The organism is Neorhizobium sp. P1_A6 (assembly GCF_056406795.1).
Genome location: NZ_JBFTZM010000003.1, coordinates 242916 through 263875, shown reverse-complemented (window position 1 = coordinate 263875; position 20960 = coordinate 242916). Strand labels below are relative to the sequence as shown.

At 61.8% G+C, this 20960-nt stretch carries 16 protein-coding genes; 8 read left to right on the top strand and 8 right to left on the bottom strand.

Annotation, left to right across the window (positions count from 1 at the left end):
* Nucleotides 1–230: 230 nt before the first annotated feature.
* From cysG to AC1D3C_RS08115, 5 genes are all read left to right on the top strand, one after another.
* Entirely contained in the window at nt 231–1685 is a 1455-nt protein-coding gene (cysG, locus tag AC1D3C_RS08135; protein WP_477482540.1) for a siroheme synthase CysG, read from the top strand.
* Entirely contained in the window at nt 1682–1996 is a 315-nt protein-coding gene (locus tag AC1D3C_RS08130) for a DUF2849 domain-containing protein (protein ID WP_247139022.1), read from the top strand. Before cysG ends, AC1D3C_RS08130 begins: the two co-directional genes overlap by 4 nt.
* A gap of 7 nt (nt 1997–2003) precedes the next feature.
* Nucleotides 2004–3677 (top strand): nitrite/sulfite reductase, encoded by a 1674-nt coding sequence (locus AC1D3C_RS08125; RefSeq protein ID WP_477482539.1) that lies wholly within the window; start codon nt 2004–2006, stop codon nt 3675–3677.
* Entirely contained in the window at nt 3678–4187 is a 510-nt protein-coding gene (locus AC1D3C_RS08120) for a DUF934 domain-containing protein (RefSeq protein ID WP_477482538.1), read from the top strand. It begins immediately after the preceding gene.
* A gap of 147 nt (nt 4188–4334) precedes the next feature.
* Nucleotides 4335–5162, top strand: a complete 828-nt coding sequence (locus AC1D3C_RS08115; protein WP_477482537.1) for a ferredoxin--NADP reductase — start codon at nt 4335–4337, stop codon at nt 5160–5162.
* Between the two features lie 150 nt (nt 5163–5312).
* On the opposite strand, the gene AC1D3C_RS08110 is transcribed toward AC1D3C_RS08115, so the two are convergent.
* The 6 genes from AC1D3C_RS08110 to AC1D3C_RS08085 all read right to left on the bottom strand — a co-directional run bounded on the left by AC1D3C_RS08110 (nt 5313) and on the right by AC1D3C_RS08085 (nt 14707).
* Nucleotides 5313–5852, bottom strand: coding sequence for a hypothetical protein (locus AC1D3C_RS08110; protein ID WP_477482536.1), 540 nt, complete (start codon nt 5850–5852; stop codon nt 5313–5315).
* 942 nt (nt 5853–6794) lie between these two features.
* Nucleotides 6795–7235 (bottom strand): DUF3828 domain-containing protein, encoded by a 441-nt coding sequence (locus tag AC1D3C_RS08105; RefSeq protein WP_477332560.1) that lies wholly within the window; start codon nt 7233–7235, stop codon nt 6795–6797.
* Nucleotides 7236–7557: 322 nt separating this feature from the next.
* On the bottom strand, nt 7558–8409 hold the full coding sequence (locus AC1D3C_RS08100; RefSeq protein ID WP_477332558.1) for an SIR2 family protein: 852 nt from the start codon (nt 8407–8409) through the stop codon (nt 7558–7560).
* Nucleotides 8410–8411: 2 nt separating this feature from the next.
* A complete protein-coding gene (locus AC1D3C_RS08095) occupies nt 8412–9434 on the bottom strand; it encodes a ParA family protein (RefSeq protein ID WP_477482535.1) in 1023 nt (340 codons plus the stop codon).
* 121 nt (nt 9435–9555) lie between these two features.
* Entirely contained in the window at nt 9556–12618 is a 3063-nt protein-coding gene (gene uvrB / locus AC1D3C_RS08090) for an excinuclease ABC subunit UvrB (protein ID WP_477482534.1), read from the bottom strand.
* A gap of 94 nt (nt 12619–12712) precedes the next feature.
* The gene (locus tag AC1D3C_RS08085) at nt 12713–14707 is read right to left on the bottom strand and encodes a putative bifunctional diguanylate cyclase/phosphodiesterase (protein WP_477482533.1); all 1995 of its coding nucleotides are present in this window, start codon (nt 14705–14707) and stop codon (nt 12713–12715) included.
* Nucleotides 14708–15036: 329 nt separating this feature from the next.
* On the opposite strand from AC1D3C_RS08085, the gene AC1D3C_RS08080 reads away from it, so the two are divergent.
* Together AC1D3C_RS08080 and AC1D3C_RS08075 are read left to right on the top strand one after the other, a co-directional pair.
* Complete coding sequence (locus AC1D3C_RS08080) at nt 15037–16509, top strand: DUF1800 domain-containing protein (protein WP_477482532.1); 1473 nt, start codon at nt 15037–15039, stop codon at nt 16507–16509.
* Between the two features lie 3 nt (nt 16510–16512).
* A complete protein-coding gene (locus tag AC1D3C_RS08075; RefSeq protein ID WP_477482531.1) occupies nt 16513–17691 on the top strand; it encodes a DUF1501 domain-containing protein in 1179 nt (392 codons plus the stop codon).
* Between the two features lie 14 nt (nt 17692–17705).
* On the opposite strand, the gene AC1D3C_RS08070 is transcribed toward AC1D3C_RS08075, so the two are convergent.
* Nucleotides 17706–18293: a hypothetical protein gene (locus AC1D3C_RS08070; protein WP_477482530.1), complete on the bottom strand. Its 588-nt coding sequence runs from the start codon at nt 18291–18293 to the stop codon at nt 17706–17708.
* A gap of 14 nt (nt 18294–18307) precedes the next feature.
* Complete coding sequence (locus tag AC1D3C_RS08065; RefSeq protein WP_038586468.1) at nt 18308–18697, bottom strand: acyl-CoA thioesterase; 390 nt, start codon at nt 18695–18697, stop codon at nt 18308–18310.
* 209 nt (nt 18698–18906) lie between these two features.
* Between AC1D3C_RS08065 and AC1D3C_RS08060 the strand changes: the two genes are divergently transcribed.
* Nucleotides 18907–20745 carry a methyl-accepting chemotaxis protein gene (locus AC1D3C_RS08060; protein WP_477482529.1) on the top strand — a complete coding sequence of 613 codons (1839 nt, stop codon included), beginning with the start codon at nt 18907–18909 and terminating at the stop codon, nt 20743–20745.
* Nucleotides 20746–20960: the final 215 nt, after the last annotated feature.

The window sequence follows — 20960 nt, the reverse complement described above, 5'->3', positions numbered from 1 at the left end:
CTCTTTATCGCAAGGTGTCTAGGCAGTTTATGGCGCGGAACGAAAGGATCGGGGCAAAAAACGCTGTAGTCTATGGAAACACTGGAGAATTATCGTCTGCGGTGGCTTTTGCTCAAGAACCGGTTGATCGTAAAACAGAAATACCGGCTCACAATCCACTTCGCATATCCATTCCTTCAATTCCGCCGTCTTATTGTGGATATTGCTGTCATATGATTCAGGATACCCGCATGTCTCCAAGCCAACAACGCCTGTCGGTCTTTCCGGCTTTCTTCCGCGTCAGCGGACGGAGCGTTGTCGTGTTCGGCAATGGCGACGAAGCCTATGCCAAGGCCCGGCTGCTGCGCAACACCGATGCGAACATCGTCGCTTACGCCTCCGCACCTGATGCGGACTATTCCGGCTGGCTGGCCGCTCAGGGCATCGACACCGTTCATTCGGATTTTTCGCCGGATCAGCTCGCAGATCAGGTCAAGGGCGCGGTGATGGTGTTTGCCGCCACCGGCGATGCCGGGCTGGATCGTGCGATCGTCACTGCCGCCCGTGCCGAAAAGGTCCCGGCCAACGCGGTCGATCAGCCCGATTTCTGCGATTTCTACACGCCGGCTCTCGTCAATCGCGCGCCGGTAGCGATTGCCATCGGCACGGAAGGTGCCGGACCGGTGCTCGCTCAGATGATCCGCGTCCGCATCGACCAGATGCTTTCGCCATCGCTTGGCGTTCTCGCCCGTCTCGCCGCGGAATATCGCGATGCCGCCGAACGCCTGGTGCCCCGCGGTGTGTCGCGCCGCATTTTCTGGCGCCGCTTCTTCTCGGCCGATGTCGCAAGCGCCGTCGATGCCAACGATATCGCCACCGCCCGCCGCTCGGCCAATGCGCTTCTGTCGAACACCGGTCGCGCCGCGGGCCATGTCTGGCTGGTCGGCGCCGGCCCGGGTGCCGAAGATCTTTTGACGCTGCGCGCCCAGCGCGTGCTGATGGAAGCCGACGCGATCGTCTATGACGCGCTGGTGCCGCAGGCGATCGTCGACATGGGCCGCCGAGACGCCGAGCGCTTGTCGGTCGGCAAGCGCAAGAACTGCCATTCGAAGTCTCAAGACGAGATCAACAGGCTGCTGGTCAGGCTCGGCCGCGAAGGAAAGCGCGTCGTCCGCCTCAAGTCCGGCGATCCGCTGGTCTATGGCCGCGCTGGCGAGGAGATGGCGGCACTTCGGGACGCGGGTGTCACTTACGAGATCGTACCGGGCATCACGTCCGCCTTTGCCGCGGCAGCCGATTTCGAGTTGCCGCTGACGCTGCGCGGTGTTGCCTCGTCGCTGATCTTCACCACCGGCCATGACCTCACCGGCGACGTCCTGCCCGACTGGGCAAGCCTTGCGATCTCCGGCGCGACGATCGCCGTCTACATGGGCCGCACGGTTGCCGCCTCCGTCGCCGAACGCCTGATGGGCGCCGGCCTTGCCCCGGAAACCACGGTCGCGGTGATCGAGAATGCCAGCCGCGCCGACCGCCGGCTCTTCCACGGCGTTCTTCGCGAGCTGCCGGACCTGGAAGCGCGCGACGATCTTTCCGGTCCGGTCATGGTGATCATCGGCGAAGCCGTCGCCGGTGCGAATTTCGAAAAGTCCGAACCGCTTTCTCATGGTAAGATTCCGGTTCGCGAGGAAATGGAACAGACAAGATGACTGACAAGGTTCTGACCGCCAACCGCCTTTCCGACGGCATCGCCGTCTGGCTCGATGCGAGCGGCCAATGGGTGGAAAACCTGCAGGATGCGATCGTCGCCCGGCATCCCGAGGCCGTGGCCTCGCTGGAGGCGATCGGCAAGCGCGATTTTGCGCAGAACCGGGTGGTTGACGTTGCCGTCATCGACGTGCAGGAGCAGGACGGCAAGCTCTGGCCGCTGCGTCTTCGCGAACGTATTCGTGCCCAGGGCCCGACCATGGAATATGCTGCCGGCTACCGCCCCGCCGATCCGGCCTTCATCGCAGTTTGAGGAAGTCATGTACCGTTACGACGAATTCGACCACGCTTTTGTTTCGAGCCGCGTGGAGCAGTTCCGCGATCAGGTCGGCCGCCGCCTCGCCGGTGAACTGGCCGAGGACGCCTTCAAGCCGCTGCGCCTGATGAACGGGGTCTACCTGCAGCTTCACGCCTACATGCTGCGCGTCGCGATCCCTTATGGGACGCTGAATGCCAAGCAGATGCGGATGCTCGCCCATATCGCCCGCAAATACGACCGCGGTTACGGGCATTTCACCACCCGCCAAAACATCCAGTATAACTGGCCGAAGTTGTCCGACACGCCGGATATCCTCGCTGATCTCGCGACCGTCGAGATGCACGCGCTGCAGACCTCGGGCAACTGCATCCGCAACGTCACCGCCGACCATTTCGCCGGTGCCGCCGCCGATGAAGTCGCCGATCCCAGGCCTTATGCCGAAATCCTGCGCCAGTGGTCGTCGGTCCACCCGGAATTCTCTTATCTGCCCAGAAAATTCAAGATCGCCGTCACCGGCGCCGAGCGCGACCGCGCCGCGATCCAGGTGCATGACATCGGCCTGCATCTGAAGAAGAACGAGGATGGCCAGATCGGCTTTGCCGTCTATGTCGGCGGCGGGCAGGGGCGTACCCCGATGATCGCCAAGAAGATCAAGGATTTCCTCCCCGAGGAAGACCTGCTCTCCTACACGACCGCGATCATGCGCGTGTACAATCTGCACGGCCGCCGCGACAACAAATACAAGGCGCGCATCAAGATCCTCGTCCATGAGACCGGCGCCGAGGAACTGGCCCGCCAGGTGGAGGAGGAATTCTCCCATCTGCAGGGCACCGAGCTGAAGCTGCCGGAGAAGGACATCCAGGCGATCGCCGCCTATTTCGCGCCGCCGGCTCTTCCCGACCGGGCCGAAGGCTGGCCGCAGCTGGCCGGCTGGAAAAAGACCGACGAGAATTTCGCCCGTTGGGTCGACCAGAACGTCAAACCGCACAAACATCCTGACTACGGCATGGTGACCATTTCGCTGAAGCCGATCGGCGGCATTCCGGGCGACGCTTCCGACGTGCAGATGGACGCGATCGCCGAGCTGGCGGAAGAGTTCGCCTTCGACGAGATCCGCATCAGCCACGAGCAGAACGTCATCCTGCCGCATGTGGCGCTGGCCGATCTCGAGCCGCTCTACCGCGCGCTGGTCGCCCATAATCTCGCAACCGCCAATGCCGGGCTGATCACCGACATCATCGCCTGTCCCGGCTTGGACTATTGCGCGCTGGCGAACGCCCGTTCGATCCCATTGTCGCAGGAAATCTCCACCCGCTTCGGTTCGCCGGAGCGTCAGGCGGATATCGGCGAGCTGAAGATCAAGATTTCCGGCTGCATCAATGCCTGCGGCCATCACCATGTCGGCCATATCGGCCTTCTGGGTGTCGAGAAGAAGGGCGCCGAGCTTTACCAGATCACGCTTGGCGGTTCCGGCGACGAGAACACCTCGATCGGCGAGATCATCGGCCGAGGTTTCGAGCCGAACAAGGTCACCGACGCGGTGGAAACCATCGTCGACACCTATCTCGGCCTCCGTACCTCGAAGGAGGAGACCTTCCTCGAAGCCTATCGCCGTGTCGGGCCGCAGCCTTTCAAGGAAGCGCTCTATGGCGATGCCAAGGCGGAGGCTGCGTAAATGACCAGACTCTGGAGAGAAATCGGCTTCGTCGAAAACGACCCCTGGGTGATCGAGACCGAGGAGGTCAAGGCGACCGAGGACCAGAAGGTGCTGCTGCCGCTCGACGAGATGATCGCCCGGGCCGAGGAGAGCAACGATGTTGGCCTCGGCGTGCTGATCCGCCCGGCGGACGACGTGCGCAAGCTCGAACCCTATCTCTACCGCCTCGAGATAGTCGCGGTGGATTTCCCGGCCTTCAACGACGGCCGCGCCTTTTCGCATGCCTCGCTGCTGCGCGACCGGCTCGGCTACCGGAACGAGCTGCGCGCGGTCGGCGACGTGCTGATCGACCAGGTGCCGCTGATGCTGCGCTGTGGTATCGACAGCTTTTCGGTGAAGAACGCTACGGCGCTGAAGCGGCTCGAAGAGGGCCGGCTGCCGGGCATTGCCGAGCACTACCAGCCGACGGCCCGCCACGCCGAAAAGGGCGAGGGCTACAGCTGGCGGCGCCGCACCGTGACGGCCTGAGGCCAGGGGACAACCGGCCGAAAGGTGAATTTCCCGCACGTATTTTCTGAAAGGCCCGCGACAAAGGCACGCGGATGCCTTCAAATGCGGGACCAGATGGTATATTTCGCTTTTGCGAAGAACGACGAGACGAAGAGACCGATAGGCATGAACGCTCCAGCAAAGACGGAAGAATTCGCAGTGGCCCAGGTTCAGGCAAAGATCCCGGACGGCGTTTACGCCGAGACGGTGCTCGCCGTCGAGCATTATACCGACCGCCTGTTCCGCTTCCGCATGACCCGGCCGGCCGGTTTTCGCTTCCGTTCCGGCGAGTTCGCGATGATCGGCCTGATGGTCGGCGACAAGCCGGTCTACCGCGCCTATTCGATCGCCAGCCCGGCCTGGGACGAGGAGCTGGAATTCTTCTCGATCAAGGTGCCGGACGGCCCGCTGACCTCGCACCTGCAGCTGATCAAGCCGGGCGACACGGTGCTGATGCGCAAGAAGCCGACCGGCACGCTGGTGCTCGATGCGCTGACGCCGGGCAAGCGGCTCTACATGTTCTCGACCGGCACCGGCATCGCGCCCTTCGCCAGCCTCATCCGCGACCCGGAGACCTACGAAAAGTTCGACGAGGTCATCCTCACCCATACCTGCCGCGACGTCGCCGAGCTGAAATACGGTTTCGACCTGGTGCACGAGATCAACAACCACGAGTTCCTGCACGAGATCGTCGGGGACAAGCTCAAGCATTACCCGACCGTGACCCGCGAGGACTTCAAATATCGCGGCCGCATCACCGACCTGATCGAGAACGGCAAGCTGTTCACGGACCTCGGCGTGCCGGCGCTCGACCCGCAAGTCGACCGCGGCATGATCTGCGGCTCGACCGCGATGCTGAAGGACACCAAGGACCTGCTCGAAAAGGCCGGCCTCATCGAAGGCTCGAACAACAAGCCAGGCGAGTTCGTCATCGAACGGGCGTTTGTGGGGTGAGACGCGACGGCCTGCGGCCGGCAAAACGCTTCAGTGGAGCGTTTTGAGCGTCGAACGCCCTGAGCCGAAGCGAAGGGCCGGGAGGCGGTGCCGCATATGCGCCTCCTTGGACTCATCTCCCCGAGTCAAATCCGCCGCGATCCACTCCCTCTACTGCCCCCCATCGTCCTCCTCCGGCAGGAACTCGCCGAACCTCTCGAAGGCTCCGGCGATGCTGCGGGGAGGCGGGGAGGGTGGAGGAAGGCGGATGCGGCGCAGCCATCCCCGAACCGCGGGGCGGACCGCTTGGCTGTCGCAAAGCGCGGAGACGGCTGCGCAGGCGCCCTGCCGCAGCATGAAAGACTGCCCAGTGTCGACCACTCCCGGCAGACCCCGCCGCGCGGAGAAGCGCTCGGCACAGAGGGCGGCGACCCGTTTCTGGGCGACAAACAGTTCGCGGTGACAATCCTGCAGGACGCCAATGCAGGCGGGTTCGCCCGCGGTGGAGACTTCGGCGGTGCAATGCCCGGTGCGTCGGCACGCGCGGCGCCGGCAGATCTGCGGCATACCGAGAGCATCGGCGAGGCGGCGGCTGACGCGGTCTTCGAGCGGTGCAGGCTGCTCGCTGGGTAGTGGTTGTTCGGGCAATCGCCTTGTGGCCATGGGTTCCTCGGTCTGTCTCGGCATATGGAGGGGAAGGGCGGGATCCATCGGACACACTCTTCCCTTGGCGATCCTCGGTTTCTTTTCGTCATTCCCGGGTGAGCAAAGCGAGACCCGAGGATCGGACGGGGCGCTGAAAGCTGCCTCGTAAGATAAGTAATAAGTGACACCTCTCAGCGCCCCGTTCGGCGGTTATTATCCGCGACTGCGGTCCCTCTGCGATGACGGGGGTTGTGGGAACGGTTGTGTGCCCCTCCGAAGAGGGTGTCATGCACGCTCGCAGACCAGGATGCCGCAGGCCATGACTGCCGCCCGGCATCGTCTTCCACCTGCACCGCACAATCCGGGTTTTTTGAAAAACCCTCGGACGCCGCGCGGCGCGGCCCATCACCCTGTGTGCCTCACAGGCACGCCCGGCGCACCATGACGGAAAACGAAACGAGAAGTCGGTCCGACAGCTTCTCATCCGTCCCGCGTCGCCGGAGGGAGACCATTTTCCGCGAACCCGAACGCCAAGGTTTTGCGTCTTGCCCTTGACGTCCGCGCCGGTCCCGCCTCGCCAGCACGCCTGCCGGTGTATCCGCGACGGAACGGGCGGATTTTAGGCACGGGCTGGGAGGGCGGGGATGAGAGGCAGGTTAAGTGCTTGATAGGGCTGGCGGGGGGGGACGAATATGCCCGGATGGGGCGGCGTTCAAAGGGTGGATCCTCGGGTCGAGCCCGAGGATGACGACCTTGGATGTTGTACCGTGTCCGTCACCGGCACCCTCTCCACCGTGATCCCCATTCTCTCCTCCGTCATTCTCCGCCCTCTCCGTCATCCTCGGGCTCGACCCGAGGATCCATCCGCGTGCGTCTGCACGGCGAGAGGACCCTGTCAGACATCGCGTCCGGGAAAGTCTTCCGCGCTGCGGACGCGGCGCTGCTGGATTCCTGTCACGAGGACAGGAATGAGGGAGTGTGGGGATTACCGTCAGGAAAGGAAAAGGGCTACTGCCCCAGCAACTCGCGAAGGCTCCAGGGGTCGTCGCCGGACTGGTCGGCGATGTCGTCCACCTTCCAGCCGCCGTTTTCGCGCACCAGCGTGTAGAAGAGCGTCGCCGAGCGCTTGCCGTTGCGGAAGGACACTTCCAGCTCGGCCCTGTTACCGAGGACGATCGGCGGGGAAAGCTGGACATTGCTGGCGACGCCATCCTGCCCCGCAAGGATCGGATCGAAATCCACCGCCTCGCCATTCGCCGTCAGGCTCTCGTTGAGCGCATCGGAAAAATAGGCGGAATAGGGCGAGGGCGCATCGTCCTCGGCCGGGTCGATCGTGTCGGCATAAAGCGATTTGATCAGCGCCTGCGGCGACTTGTAGACCCGCGCCTCGGCGCCGGCCGCAGCCAGCAGGGAAAACAGCAGTCCGAAAACGATGGCCGGCATGCGCATGGATGAGTCGTTCCCCGTTTGGACGTGATGGGATGTTTAGGGGATGGAGGGGTGGAAGGATAGAGGGGAGGAGAAGGAGGAGCTAGGGTGCAAGAGCCAGTGATCTCGAAGCTTTTAAAAGGGAGTGCTTTCATTATATCGAACTGATGTCGCGCTTGGACTAGAAGCCGAGTGAATTATGTGACGCCCAGAGTCTGCCTTCGACCGCTTAAACAAAATTGTACGGCAACTCAGTACAAGAGCTTGCGGGCCCGGGCGAGCTCGCGTAGGCAATTCAGATTGATCTCAGCGTTATAAAAGCCTTTAATATTGAAAGTCGAACTTATACTATTCCGCGTGCGGCTCGCTCATCACCTACCGCAGTTGCCAGTTCGGCCAGATAGCTGGGAACATCGTCATGAGCGCCCTTAGGATACTCAATGCAAAGTATATTATAGGTTCTTTTCATCGATCTATTAATTGATTTATGGTCTTGTCTGGATACTAAAGAATAGTGCCCGTGAGACGAATCAGAATGCATATTAATATCCTCAAGTATTATCTGCATGTCCGGATCTCCTAGGGAATACCCCAGGAACAGGACGGTATTTATTGTAAACAGGGACGACAATACCTGGAAAAATCCAGAATTTTCCCTTTTCGCCTTAAAGTAGGAAAATCTGTCCAAGACAAGGTCATTTAACTCCGTAACGCAACCGTGCATTTTTACTATAGTTCGGCCTGGGGAGCGTAGCTTATCTAGGAGGTCAGATGATGTATGCTTGCAAACATTATATGCCTGCATTCCACCACTAAAGTGTTCAAAATTCTTCTCAAGAAACTCATCGTAATTTGTCGTAACGATCGTTTTTAAATCGAGCTCAAGTATACTTCTGTATATTTCGTGATGAATCATTGGCCGTATTTGGAATTTATCGCGCATAAAGTCGTTAATTACTGCGCGATCAAGGCCATCAGAAATAATTTGAGCCGCGTCCAAAAGGTTGCCGGTTTTGATAAGGCCGGAGACAAATTTTTTCTCCGTCGCCTGTGAAAGGTTATCCTTTAATTCTGACAGCAAATTAGACCAGTTGGGCATAGCTGGACTCGCAGCTTTTGAGATGCCTGAACCGACAAAAACGAGGACACGGCGCTCCGCAATTTCGCGAACGAGGGGTTTCGGCCAAGTTACCATAATTAGAAAACCCTTACCGCTATTGCGTTAGCCAGGTTTCCAATAATATCTTTGTATGATGCGGACTGGCTAAATTGACTGCCCACCAGTCCGTCTTTCGCCTTTAGCGAAATAATCGGAGTATTTGCATTCTGAGCAAGCGGGATAAGGCTGTAAAGATTTGGCACATCTCCCAGGTGCGTGCCATCAAAATTAGAGAACTGAGCAAGATAATTCTTTACCTCCCCTGGAACATCCTCGAGTATTCTCTCGTAAGCTCGGGTCGGACGGCGAACGCCTTCTTTTGACTTGGCTATATACTGCTGAAGCGTGTAGCCTAGGTACCCCTTTTTAATTGAAATATCTCTTGATATGTTAAAACGCTCCAAGGCTCCTGGATTCAGTCTCTCTGATTGCTCCAAGGCGACTGTATAATAGTCGATCCATCCAACTATCCATCTCGAAATATTTCTCACACCAAGAAGACTAAAGGCATCGGCTCCAAGAGGAGTTATAAAATTATCACACGAAAGTAAAACGGACCGATTTAAGGCGCCGAGAGAAGGACTAACGTCAATAAAAGCAATATCATAGTTGCTTGATTGAGCCGAAAGATATGAACGTAACCAGTTCGTAATTCTAAAGCCGCCAGCTTTCCCACTAGGTATATCCGTCCAAGCTTGCGACAGTTGATCCTCGAAAAGCGAAAATCGAGGGTTTCCCGGCAGTAAGTCTACTCCAAATCTATTTCCTTTGTATGCTATGGGTTTTACGCTGCGATTAATGCTAGCATCCCCGTCAATTATTGGCTGAACTACATCCATTATAGTCTTTATTTTAGGCTCATCTTTATCGATGTCCTTTGGCCAATATAGATCAATGGTTTTCTCATCCCCAAGTATATACTGTGTTATGTTGCATTGCGGATCACAATCTACAACCAAGACCCGTTTTTTCATTTCTGTTGAAAAATAAGCAGCGATGTTACCCGTCAAGGTTGTCTTTCCAACTCCGCCTTTATTATTAAAAAACGAAACAATTTTCATCTCGTATAAGTCTCCGCACCGAGCAGCAACAACGCTAACGGTGGTAGAAAAATCCCCTGTAAGTAGCAAGCTTATTTTGGCCGGACTAATTTGCCCATATCCAGCGTCAAACAGTACCAGGTTACCGCCCCGGCCGCCCCGTCTTCCCCTTCGTCCGGCTCTTCCGTTTCTGCTCGCCGGCATCCTCATAACTTCCCGCGCCGACCTTGCYGCGCACGAGGGGGCGGGGGTCGTCGGTGGATCCTCGGGTCAATCCTCGGGTTGAACCCGAGGACGAGGATGACGGAGGGGAGGATGAGGATGATGGTTTTGGCGGCAGCTTGCCGGTGACCGGTTTTTCGGTGCGGCCGACGGTCATTTCGTCGAGGTCGTTCTTGCGGAACAGCGATGGCTTGGCGGGCTCGGCGATGTCGCGGCCCATGTCGTCGAGGCCGGGTTTGGCGAAGAGGGAGGTCGAGGGTGGGGAAGCACCCCCCTCTGTCCTGCCGGTTTGGGTCGAGCCACGGGTCTCGACCCGTCCTTCGGACCCCGCCTCAAGGGGGGAGATCGACTCGCGGCGGGGTTTTGCTCCGCCTTTGCCGTTTCCAGCCTTGCCGTTTGCCTTGCCATTGCCGCCTTCGACGGCGCGGGCTTCGTCGCGGGCGATCGGGTCGTCCATGACGGCGAGTTCGGCGGCCTTGAGGCGTTTGATTTCGTCGCGCAGGCGGGCGGCCTTTTCGAAGTCGAGGTCGGCGGCGGCGTCGCGCATCGATTTTTCGAGCGCGTTGAGATGGGCCTGCAGATTGTTGCCGACCAGGTGGCCGCCATCCGCAAAACCCTTGCCGGAGACGCCGGAAATGTCGGCGCGGACGTGGTCGCGTTCGTAGACCGAGTCGAGGATGTCGGAGATCCTTGCCTTCACCGATTCCGGCGTGATGCCGTTGGCAGTATTGTATTCCATCTGCTTTTCGCGGCGGCGGGCGGTTTCGTCCATGGCGCGCTGCATCGAGCCGGTGATCTTGTCCGCATAGAGGATGACCTTGCCGTCGACGTTTCTCGCGGCACGTCCGATCGTCTGGATGAGCGACGTTTCCGAGCGCAAAAAACCTTCCTTGTCGGCGTCGAGGATGGCGACGAAGGCGCATTCGGGAATGTCGAGGCCTTCGCGCAGCAGGTTGATGCCGACCAGCACGTCGAAGGCGCCGAGGCGAAGATCGCGGATGATCTCGATACGCTCCAGCGTGTCGATGTCCGAGTGCATGTAGCGGACGCGCACGCCCTGTTCGTGCAGGTATTCGGTCAAATCTTCGGCCATGCGCTTGGTGAGCACCGTGCACAGCGTCCGGTACCCCTTGGCGGCGGTCTCGCGGATTTCGCCGAGCACGTCGTCGACCTGGGAGCGGGCGGAACGGACTTCCACCGGCGGGTCGATCAGGCCGGTGGGGCGGATGACCTGTTCGGCGAACACGCCGCCGGACTGTTCCATTTCCCAGTTGCCGGGGGTGGCCGAGACGGCGACGGTGAGCGGGCGCATCGCATCCCATTCCTCGAAGCGCAGCGGCCGGTTGTCCATGCAGGAGGGCAGGCGGAAACCGTATTCGGCGAGCGTCGCCTTGCGGCGGAAGTCGCCCCGGTACATGCCGCCGATCTGGCTGACCGAGACATGGCTTTCGTCGATGAACAGAAGAGCGTTGTCGGGTATGTATTCGAACAGGGTCGGCGGCGGCTCGCCGGGATTGCGGCCGGTCAGGTAACGCGAATAGTTCTCGATGCCGGCGCAGGAGCCGGTCGCCTCCAGCATCTCGATATCGTAGCGGGTGCGCTGTTCCAGCCGCTGCGCCTCGAGCAGGCGGCCGCCCTTTTCGAGCTCGGCGAGCCGGTGCTTCAGCTCCTCCTTGATCGCCTTGATGGCGCCGTTGAGGGTGGGACGTGGGGTGACGTAGTGCGAATTGGCGTAGATCTTGACCGATTTCAGGTCGCCGACCTTGTGGCCGGTCAGCGGGTCGAACTCGGTGATCGCGTCGATCTCGTCGCCGAACATCGAGATGCGCCAGGCGGCATCTTCCAAGTGGGCCGGGAAGATTTCGATCGTGTCGCCGCGCACGCGAAACGAGCCGCGCACGAAATTGATGTCCTGGCGCTTGTATTGCTGGGCGACCAGGTCGGCCAACAATTGACGTTGATCCAATCGGTCGCCGACCGACATCTGGAAGGTCATCGCCGTATAGGTCTCGACCGAGCCGATACCGTAGATGCAGGAGACCGAGGCGACGATGATGCAGTCGTCGCGCTCCAGCAGCGAGCGGGTGGCGGAGTGGCGCATCCGGTCGATCTGTTCGTTGATCGAGGATTCCTTCTCGATGAACGTGTCGGAGCGCGGCACATAGGCTTCCGGCTGATAATAGTCGTAATAGGAGACGAAATATTCGACCGCGTTGTCCGGGAAGAAGTTCTTGAACTCGGAATAAAGCTGCGCCGCCAGCGTCTTGTTGGGGGCGAGGATGACGGCCGGGCGCTGGGTCGCCTCGATCACCTTGGCCATGGTGAAGGTTTTGCCCGAGCCGGTGACGCCGAGCAGCACCTGGCTGCGCTCGCCGGAATTGATGCCCTCGACGAGGTCGCGGATGGCGGTCGGCTGGTCGCCGGCGGGCTCGTAGTCGGAGGACATCCGGATAGTGACGCCGCCCTCGGACTTTTCCGGCCGGGCGGGGCGGTGCGGCGTCCACAGCTTGCCGTCCTTGAACAGCGGATTGCCGCTCTCGATCAGCGCCGACAGGGCCTCGACGGTGGCGGTGACCGCGCCGGAGGCAAGGTTCTCGGCATCCTCCAGCGACGTATCCATACCAGCGACCGGGTTGAGGCCGGCGCGGGCGCGCGTCTTGGGATCCGACGAGGCGCCGATCGACACGCCGCGGGCGGTCTTCGAGGCCGTGGTGTTCTTGGCCGTCGTCGGGGCCGACTTGGCGGCCTTGATGGCTTCCTCGCGCGCCGCGATCTCTATTCTCTTGCGGTGCTTGCCGGCCTTGGAGGCGATCTCGCGCTGCGTCTCGACGCCGGAGGCCTCCGCCTCGGCCTCGAGCTGCTTCACCCAGTCGGAAACCGAACCGGAGAGCGGCGCGCCTTCGAACGACGATTGCGGGGCCTCCTCGAAACCGTTGTGATTTTTCGGGTTCGAGACGGGCGATTTTTTCGGTGATCTGGCCATGCCGCGAATATGGAGAGACTCGTCGCGAAAGTGAAGAGGGGCAGGTCACAAAACGAGTACAAAAGGGAAACGGATTTTTTGGGGTGCGGGCGGGTTATGCCACCTGGCGTTCGCTGACGGCGCGGCGGCTTTCGATCCAGCCGGGGATGCGTTCGGCCGGCATCGGGCGGCCGAAGAAATAGCCCTGGGCGAACTGGCAGCCAAGCGCTTTGAGGGCGTTTGCCTCTTCCTCGCTCTCGACGCCTTCGACCACCACCTCCATCGACAACGCCCGTCCGAGGCCGGCCATGGCGCCGACGATTTCCTGGTTCTGGCGGCTGAGATGCACGTTGGTGATGAACCGTCGGTCGAGCTTAAGCCGGTCGACCTTGAGCGCCACGAGATAGGCGAGCGAGGAATGGCCGGCGCCGAAATCGTCGACGGCGAGCTTGTAGCCGGACCGCTCGATGCGCTTCAGCTGCTCGCCGGCGACCAGCGTGTCGAGGATCGCCTCCTCGGTGATCTCGATCTCGAACAGCGCCGGATCGATGCCGTGGGCCGAGGTGATGCAATCGAGCACGTCGGTGACCGAATAGAGGTCGAACTCGCGCGGCGAGACGTTGATGGCGACGGTCGCGCGCGGCAGGCCGAGCGCGGGCAGGCGGGTCAGCAGGCCACAGGCGGCTTCGGCGATGGTCGCGGTCAGCCGGTCGGCAAGGTTGGCGGCCTGCGCGGCGGCGACGATTTCCGGCGGCGCGATCGGCCCCAGATAGGGGTGGTGCCAGCGCACCAGCGCCTCGAAACCGGTGATCTGCTGGGAGGCAAGGTCGACCTGCGGCTGGAACCATGCTTCGAGATCGCCGGCATCGAGCGCATCGGCGAGTTCGTGCTCGATCTGGTTCTGGCGGTCGGCCTGGGAGCGGAAGGCCGGCTCGAATTCGCGCCACTGGCGGCGCCCGCCGTCCTTGGCCCTGTAGAGCGCCATGTCGGCGCTGATGAACAGGTCCTCGGCCGTATCCGCATGCAGCGGGAAGAGCGCCAGGCCGATCGAGGCGCCGACCACGGTCGGCTGGCCCTCGAGCATGACCGGCTGCCGGCTGTGTTCGAGGACGCGCTTCGCTAGACCCCGGGCGGTTTCGGCGGCATCCGAGCCACCGAGAATGATCGCGAACTCGTCGCCGCCGAGCCGGGCGATGACGCCCCTGCCGTCGACCGCCGAACGCAGCCGGTCGCTGACCTCGACGAGCAGCGCGTCGCCGGCGCTGTGGCCGAGCGTGTCGTTGACCGTCTTGAAGCGGTCGAGATCGAGGATGAGGAGGGCGAGCTGTTCTTGCCCAACCTTTGCGGCGGAAATTCCCGTATCGAGGGCGGCATTGAAGGCGGCGCGGTTGGCAAGCCCGGTCAGCGGATCGCAATTGGCGAGCACTTCCAGCCGGTAATTGGCGCGCAGGATGTTCGAATTGGCACTGGAGAGGGAATCGGCAAGCGCCGTCGCCTTGAGTTTGCCGAGCACGTTGCCGACGAATGTCGCCTCGCTGGTGCGGCTGCTGCGGATCAGCACCATCGTCAGCGCCACGACGTCGATGGTGAGGAGCCAGCCGCTGGCGCTGCCGGCGACGGCAAGCGACGCCATCACGGAAATGTTGGGCGGTATGGCGAAGGCGAGCGAAACCGGGTTGTGCCCAACACCCATCAGGACTGCGCCGGTCGCCATGCCGCACATGATCAGATAGAGGCCGCTGTCTCCGTCGAGCGCGTTGAAATCGGGCACGGTCAGCGGAAGGGCCGCCCAGGCGAGCCCGCTCAAGAGCGCCCCGACGGTCAACACGTCCAGCGCCTGTTGCGGGGCATGTTCCACGGTTTCCCAACGCTTCAGGATCGAGGCCATGACGACGCGCAGGACCAGGCTTGCGATCACCGCCATGAACCAGAGGCTGGCCGAGACGGTTAGGCCACGGTCGATCGTGGTGACGAAAAGCGCCGAAGCGGATATCGCGGCATTGGTTGCGAGCGTCGAGATCAGGCGTTCGAGCATGGTCGATGCCTGCGCTCGCTTCACGTCCAGGGCAAGGGCCGGGTCGATCTGACCTGTTCTGAATTCGGCTTCCATCGATCTGCTTGGGCTGGAGTTCCTATGCCGACACTATCCAACGGCAGCGATAAGAAAGTCTTGCATTCGAGGGATCTTCTTCAACCCAGCCGGGTTATCCTGAATGAAAAGGTAACCGGCCGTTCATGGCGCCTCAATATTGGGCGGATGCCGTTCGATTGTACCGATAGCTGGTAGATCCCGCAGTTGATCCGATTTCTCCCGCACTGCTGGAACTTCCCGCGCGGTCACGAATTACAAATTGTCCATGTCACGAAATGGCCGCAATTCCTGTTGGTTTCCACCACATTTTTTCGGGATTCTAAGCGAGTCAAACGAGGAGTAATCCAATGGCTCTTCCCAACCCGACCCTGGCCGCCATCCGATACGGTTATGGCCTTCGTCCCGGCGAGGAGCCGCCCCGCGATGTCGAGGCGCTGCTGGCGCAGATCGAGGAAGGGGCTTCCGAAAAGCCCCGCTTTCCGCGCGAGGGCGTGAATGGCCGGCTGGACACTGCAACCCGTGTCGTCTCGTTGCTCGCCGCCGAGGCGAAAGCCCGTCAGGCCGGCAATCCGAATGAAGACGTCCGCAAGGCGACCCGGACCGAGGCGCGGCGCATCTATCGGCAGGATGCCATGGCGCGGCTTGCCCAGGCGATCCATTCGCCGCTCGGATTTTATGAGCGCCTCGCCAGTTTCTGGGTCGACCATTTTTCGACCAGCGTGATGAAATCGCTGCCGATGCGGATGATCGTGCCGCTCTATGAGGCACAGGCGATTCGCCCCAATATTGGCGGTTCCTTCACGAAATTGCTGTCCGATGCGATTTTGCATCCGGCCATGCTGATCTATCTCGACCAGAACCAGAGTGTCGGGCCCGATTCCGCCGCTGCCCGCAAGAACGGCCGCGGTCTCAACGAAAACCTCGGACGTGAACTGCTGGAGCTGCACACATTGGGCGCGGGCAGCGGCTATACGCAGGACGACGTGCGTGCCGCGGCACTGATCCTCACCGGCCTGTCGGTAGACAACCGCGCCATGCAGGTCGTCTATCAGCCGCGCCTCGCCGAGGCGGGACCGGTCAACCTGCTCGGCCGGACCTATCAGGACGACGAGGGCGATGGCCAGGACCACGTGCTGATGCTCGAGGACCTCGCCGCCAACCCCAGGACCGCGCGGCATGTCTGCGGCAAGCTCGTCCGGCATTTCGTCGCCGACGAGGCGCCCGAAGACATGGTCGGCGTGATGGTCGCAGCATGGACGCAGAGCGAGGGCAATCTGACCGAGGTCTACCGCGCCATGCTCGCTCATCCGCGGGCCTGGTCGGATCCCGGCCAGAAGATCAAGCAGCCGTTCGAGTTCGTGGCGTCGGGTTTCCGCGCCCTCGATTTGCCGGAGAGGAATTTGGCCAACCTGCTGCGCGACATGGACGATGGCGACGAGGACGAGAGCCCGATGCAGAAGGCCATGGACCTGACTGGTATGGCGAAGAGGGAAGATATCAGGAAGAAGGCGGGGCGTGCCAATGCCCTGACGCTCGGCGCGCTGCAGCGCATGGGCCAGCCGATCTGGCAGCCGCCGAGCCCCGCGGGTTTCGCGGACGAAACGGGCGTGTGGCTGACCCCGAGCCAGTTGAGCGAACGGATTTCCTGGTCGCGCATGGTCGGGCGCATCTTTGCACAGAGGCTGGAGCCGTCCGAATTCCTGCAGGCCGCACTTGCCGATGCCGCCCATCCGGAGACCCGCAGGGTGATCGCGCAGGCGCCCAACAAGGTGCACGGCATCACGATGGTGCTGGCATCCCCTGAATTCAACAGGAGATAAGAGATGAGCGTCCAGGACAGTTTCCCGTTGTCTCGCCGCGGTTTTCTGGCCGGCGCCTGCTGCGCGGCGGCGGCTCCCCTCCTGACGCCGGTGAGCTTTGCGGCGATGCCCGGCGACAACCGCTTCGTGACGATCATCCTGCGCGGCGCCATGGACGGGCTCGACTTCGTCCAGCCTTACGGCGATCCGGCCTATGCGGCGCTGCGCCCGAAACTGGGCCTGAGGCCGGATACCGGCCTCATCGATCTCGACGGGTTCTTCGGGCTCAATCCGGCAGCTTCCGCACTGGTGCCGCTGTGGCAGGCGCGCGAGCTCTCCTTCGTGCATGCCGTCTCGACGCCCTATCGCGACCAGCGCAGCCATTTCGACGGCCAGGACATGCTGGAGACCGGCGGCAACGCCAAGGGCCAGCGCACCGGCTGGCTGAACCGCACGCTCGCGATCATCCCGCGCTCGAACGGCCGCAAGGCGATCGACATCAATACGTCGATGGAACTGATCCTCAGTGGTCCGAACGAAGCGGATACATGGTCGTCGCAAAGCAATTTCGCGCTTGCCGAGGACGAGATCGCCTTTCTCGACCGCCTCTACGCCAGCGATCCGGCGTTTGCGAAAGCCATGGAGGAGGCGAAGAAGACCGATATGTCGGCGGACTCCCTTTACGCCGACAACAGGCGGGGCGCTGGCATTGCCGACATGGCGCGGCTTGCCGGCGGCATGCTGCGCGAGGACTATCGGATCGCCAGTTTCTCGATCAACGGCTGGGACACCCATGTGGGCCAGCTAGGGCAGTTCAGGAAAGCCGTCGGCGATCTCTCGACCGCGATTATCACGCTGAAGGATACGCTCGGCGAAGAGGCCTGGAAAAAGACCGTCGTGCTGGCAATGACCGAATTCGGCCGCACCGCCCGCGAAAACGGCACCAACGGCACCGACCACGGAACCGGCGGGCTTGCGGTGCTCGCCGGCGGGGCGATCCCGGGCGGCAGGGTCTTGGGCAAATGGCCGGGCCTTTCCGAAGACAAGCTGCTCGACCGCCGCGACCTGATGCCGACCGGCGACGTGCGCGAAGTCGCCGCCGCCATGCTTTACCGGCAGTTCGGCATCGAGCCCGACACGCTCACCGCCAAGGTTTTTCCCGGMCTGAGTTTCGACAGGTCCTCGGCCTATCTGAAGGGTTAACCGGCCGGTTTCGTCTATGTCAGGAGGTCGTAGACCCGGAATACCCAGTAGAACTGGTAGGCCAGCGCGAAGACGACGAAGGCCGCGTGATAACGCCGGTCGGTGGTGATCGCGGCGATGATGCTGAGCACGATATAGACCGCGGTGCGGGCCGGATATTCGTAGCCAAGCGACAGGAAATAATCGCGCCCTTTGAGAGCCGTATCGACGAGATCGGTGACGAGCATTCCCGCCAGGAAACCAAAGAACCAGGTTCGCCGCGACAGGAAATAATGTTCGTATCCGTCATAATCCTGCATCGAAGTCGGAAAAAGCAGGGCGCAGAGGAAGAAGAACAGCGCGCAGAACGCGATCAGGAAAAGATAGGCCGCAAAACCGATCACCGGCAGGGCGTGCAGCCGGTATTCCCACCACCAGAAATGCGCCAGGAACAGAAACATGAACACCACCCAGCCGAGGTGGACGGGGTAGATGCGCGCCGCGCCGGGATGCTGGACGATGCCGGCGAGGCCGTTCAGCAGCCGCGCCAGGCTGAGGCTCACCACCATGCCCATGACCACGCGGATATGCGTATAGGTTTCGGCGGCGGTGGCGACGTCCATGGCTGCTCCTCGATCTATTCCTCGGCGGGCACCGGCACCGGGCGGCCGTCCTCGTCGAGCGCAACCATGATGAAGGTCCCTGCCGTGACCTTCTCGATCATCCGGTGACGCGCCCTTTGCGCCCAGGCTTCGACTGTCAGCGTGATCGACGAGCGTCCGACGCGGGTGATTTCCGTATAGATGTTAAGCGTATCGCCGATCTTGACCGGCAGTTCGAAGGCCATTTCCTTGACCGCTGCCGTGACCACGCGGCCGCGGGCGCGTTCGGCGGCGCGGATGCCGCTCGCCAGGTCCATCTGCGCCATCACCCAGCCGCCGAAGATATCGCCAGCCGCGTTGGCATCCGCCGGCATGGCGAGCGTCCGGAGCGTCAGTTCGCCGGTCGGCTTGGGATTTTCGGTCATGTCGTCTCTCTTTCGAAGCGGTTTTCGGGCGACTCCTCCCGCCGCGAGACTAACCGCACATGAAGGAGAAGGAAACTCCGCCAAAAAGCGTTTCAACATCAATTATTTAGGCTGAACTAATTCGCGTTCGCCGCGATTTGTCAGGGCTTCACTACCTGGTAACCATCGACCATTAGAATTTAAGGCGAATTGCACATAAGGGGGGTCCCATGCAACGTCTCGCCATTTCCTGGCGCCTTTATAGTCTTGTGCTCCTGTCGCTCGTCATCCTCGGCGGCGCCATGGTCTTCAGCCTGTTCCAGAGTTACGCTTCGTCGGAACGGGAGCGGAAGGCGGGCCTTGCCCAGATGAACGATGTGGCGCTGACCGTGCTCAAGAAATACCAGGCCCTCGAAGCCTCCGGCGCGATGACCCGCGAGCAGGCCCAGACCGAGGCCAAGGCGGTCATCTCGGTGATGCGCTACGGCGACGGCAGCGGCTATTTCTGGCTCAACGACATGCTGCCGCGGATGATCATGCATCCGATCAAGGCGGAGCTGAACGGCAAGGACCTGTCGAACGACAAGGACCCGAACGGCAAGTTCCTGTTCGTCGAGTTCGTCAATGCCGTCAAGGCAAGCCCGACGGGCAAGGGTTTCGTCGACTACTACTGGCCGAAGCCGAGCGCCGAGCAGCCGGTCGAGAAATATTCGCATGTCGCCGGTTTCGCGCCCTGGGGCTGGATCGTCGGCACCGGCGTCTATGTCGACGACCTGCACGCCATGTTCCGGCGTGATGCGATCAACTTCGCCTCGATGTTCGGCATCGGCGCGCTGGTGCTGATCGCTGGCGCCACCTTCGTGGTCAAGACGGTGACTGGCCCGATCGGCAAGATCAGGCAGGCGCTGCAGTCGATCGCATCGGGCGAGGCGCGCGTCACCGTGCCCTGCACCGAACAGAAGAATGAGATCGGCGAGATGGCCCGCGCGCTTTCCGTGCTGCGCGATTCGGTCGACGAACGGGTCCAGCTGCAGGCACGCGAGGCCGAACAGGCCCGCATGATCGCCAGCGAGCGCTCCGACAACGAGCGGACGATGACGGTTGCTGCCGAACGCCAGGGGCGCGCGATCAGCGAGCTCGGCCGAGCGCTCGAGGCGCTGGCCGGGGGCGACCTTTCCGTGGCACTCGTCGACATCGGCGAGGACTATGCAAAACTCCGCCACGATTTCAACGCGGCGGTCGGTTCGCTCCACCAGGCGATCGCGGCGATCTCCGAGACCAGCCTCGTGGTGCGCGACAGCGCCTCGGATATTTCCGGGGCGACGGGCCATCTGTCCAAGCGCACCGAACAGCAGGCGGCGGCGCTCGAAGAGACCGCGGCAGCACTCGACGAGATCACCGCAACCGTCCGCACCGCGTCGGAACGGGCCGTCGAGGCCCGCACCATGGTCAGCGAGACCAAGGACAGCGCCGGCCGTTCGGGCGAGATCGTCCGCAATGCGATCGACGCCATGGGCCGGATCGAGGAGAGCTCCAACCGCATCAACCAGATCATCTCGGTGATCGACGAGATCGCCTTCCAGACCAACCTTCTGGCGCTGAATGCCGGCGTCGAGGCGGCACGGGCAGGCGAGGCGGGCCGCGGTTTTGCGGTCGTGGCGCAGGAAGTGCGCGAACTGGCGCAGCGCTCCGCCAATGCCGCCAAGGAGATCAAGACGCTGATCAGCAATTCCGCCCGCGAGGTGGAAGGCGGCGTGGCGCTGGTGCGCTCCACCGGCGATGCGCTGGTCGAGATCGCCACCCTGGTCGAGCGGGTCAACGCCCATGTGGACACGATTGCGACGGCCGCCCGCGAGCAGGCGACCGGGCTCCAGGAGATCAATTCCTCCGTCAACCATATGGACCAGATGACCCAGCAGAACGCGGCGATGGTCGAGGAGACCACCGCGGCAAGCCAGACGCTTGCCGAACAGAGCCTGCACCTGCAGGGCCTCCTTTCGGCCTTCAGGCTCGGCAGCGGCGGCCGCGCGGCGACCTCGAGTCAGGCATCCCGCGCTCGCGCCGCCTGATCGACCGATCTACCGCTGAAAAACACAAGGCCGCCGGCGCAAAAAGCCCGGCGGTCTTTTGCTGTCGGCCGTATCGAAATGGGTCGCCAGAATGGAGGCAATGGGACGGCGGGCGTCCCGAAACGACCTTGAATTGCACCGAAAGGTCACGAAAGAGCCTTGATTTCTCAAAGGTTCATTTACCGACTTTGCCTAAACTCTCAGCGTGTGTCATT

Bases quoted from the DNA above. Each gene is read 5' to 3' on its own strand.
- AC1D3C_RS08080 (WP_477482532.1), top strand. From the start codon at position 15,037: ATGGCTCTTCCCAACCCGACCCTGGCCGCCATCCGATACGGTTATGGC.
- AC1D3C_RS08100 (WP_477332558.1), bottom strand. From the start codon at position 8,409: ATGGTAACTTGGCCGAAACCCCTCGTTCGCGAAATTGCGGAGCGCCGT.
- AC1D3C_RS08110 (WP_477482536.1), bottom strand. From the start codon at position 5,852: ATGGATCCCGCCCTTCCCCTCCATATGCCGAGACAGACCGAGGAACCC.
- cysG (WP_477482540.1), top strand. From the start codon at position 231: ATGTCTCCAAGCCAACAACGCCTGTCGGTCTTTCCGGCTTTCTTCCGC.
- AC1D3C_RS08125 (WP_477482539.1), top strand. From the start codon at position 2,004: ATGTACCGTTACGACGAATTCGACCACGCTTTTGTTTCGAGCCGCGTG.
- AC1D3C_RS08065 (WP_038586468.1), bottom strand. From the start codon at position 18,697: ATGACCGAAAATCCCAAGCCGACCGGCGAACTGACGCTCCGGACGCTC.
- AC1D3C_RS08070 (WP_477482530.1), bottom strand. From the start codon at position 18,293: ATGGACGTCGCCACCGCCGCCGAAACCTATACGCATATCCGCGTGGTC.
- AC1D3C_RS08105 (WP_477332560.1), bottom strand. From the start codon at position 7,235: ATGCGCATGCCGGCCATCGTTTTCGGACTGCTGTTTTCCCTGCTGGCT.
- AC1D3C_RS08060 (WP_477482529.1), top strand. From the start codon at position 18,907: ATGCAACGTCTCGCCATTTCCTGGCGCCTTTATAGTCTTGTGCTCCTG.
- AC1D3C_RS08085 (WP_477482533.1), bottom strand. From the start codon at position 14,707: ATGGAAGCCGAATTCAGAACAGGTCAGATCGACCCGGCCCTTGCCCTG.
- AC1D3C_RS08120 (WP_477482538.1), top strand. From the start codon at position 3,678: ATGACCAGACTCTGGAGAGAAATCGGCTTCGTCGAAAACGACCCCTGG.
- AC1D3C_RS08095 (WP_477482535.1), bottom strand. From the start codon at position 9,434: ATGAAAATTGTTTCGTTTTTTAATAATAAAGGCGGAGTTGGAAAGACA.
- AC1D3C_RS08115 (WP_477482537.1), top strand. From the start codon at position 4,335: ATGAACGCTCCAGCAAAGACGGAAGAATTCGCAGTGGCCCAGGTTCAG.
- AC1D3C_RS08130 (WP_247139022.1), top strand. From the start codon at position 1,682: ATGACTGACAAGGTTCTGACCGCCAACCGCCTTTCCGACGGCATCGCC.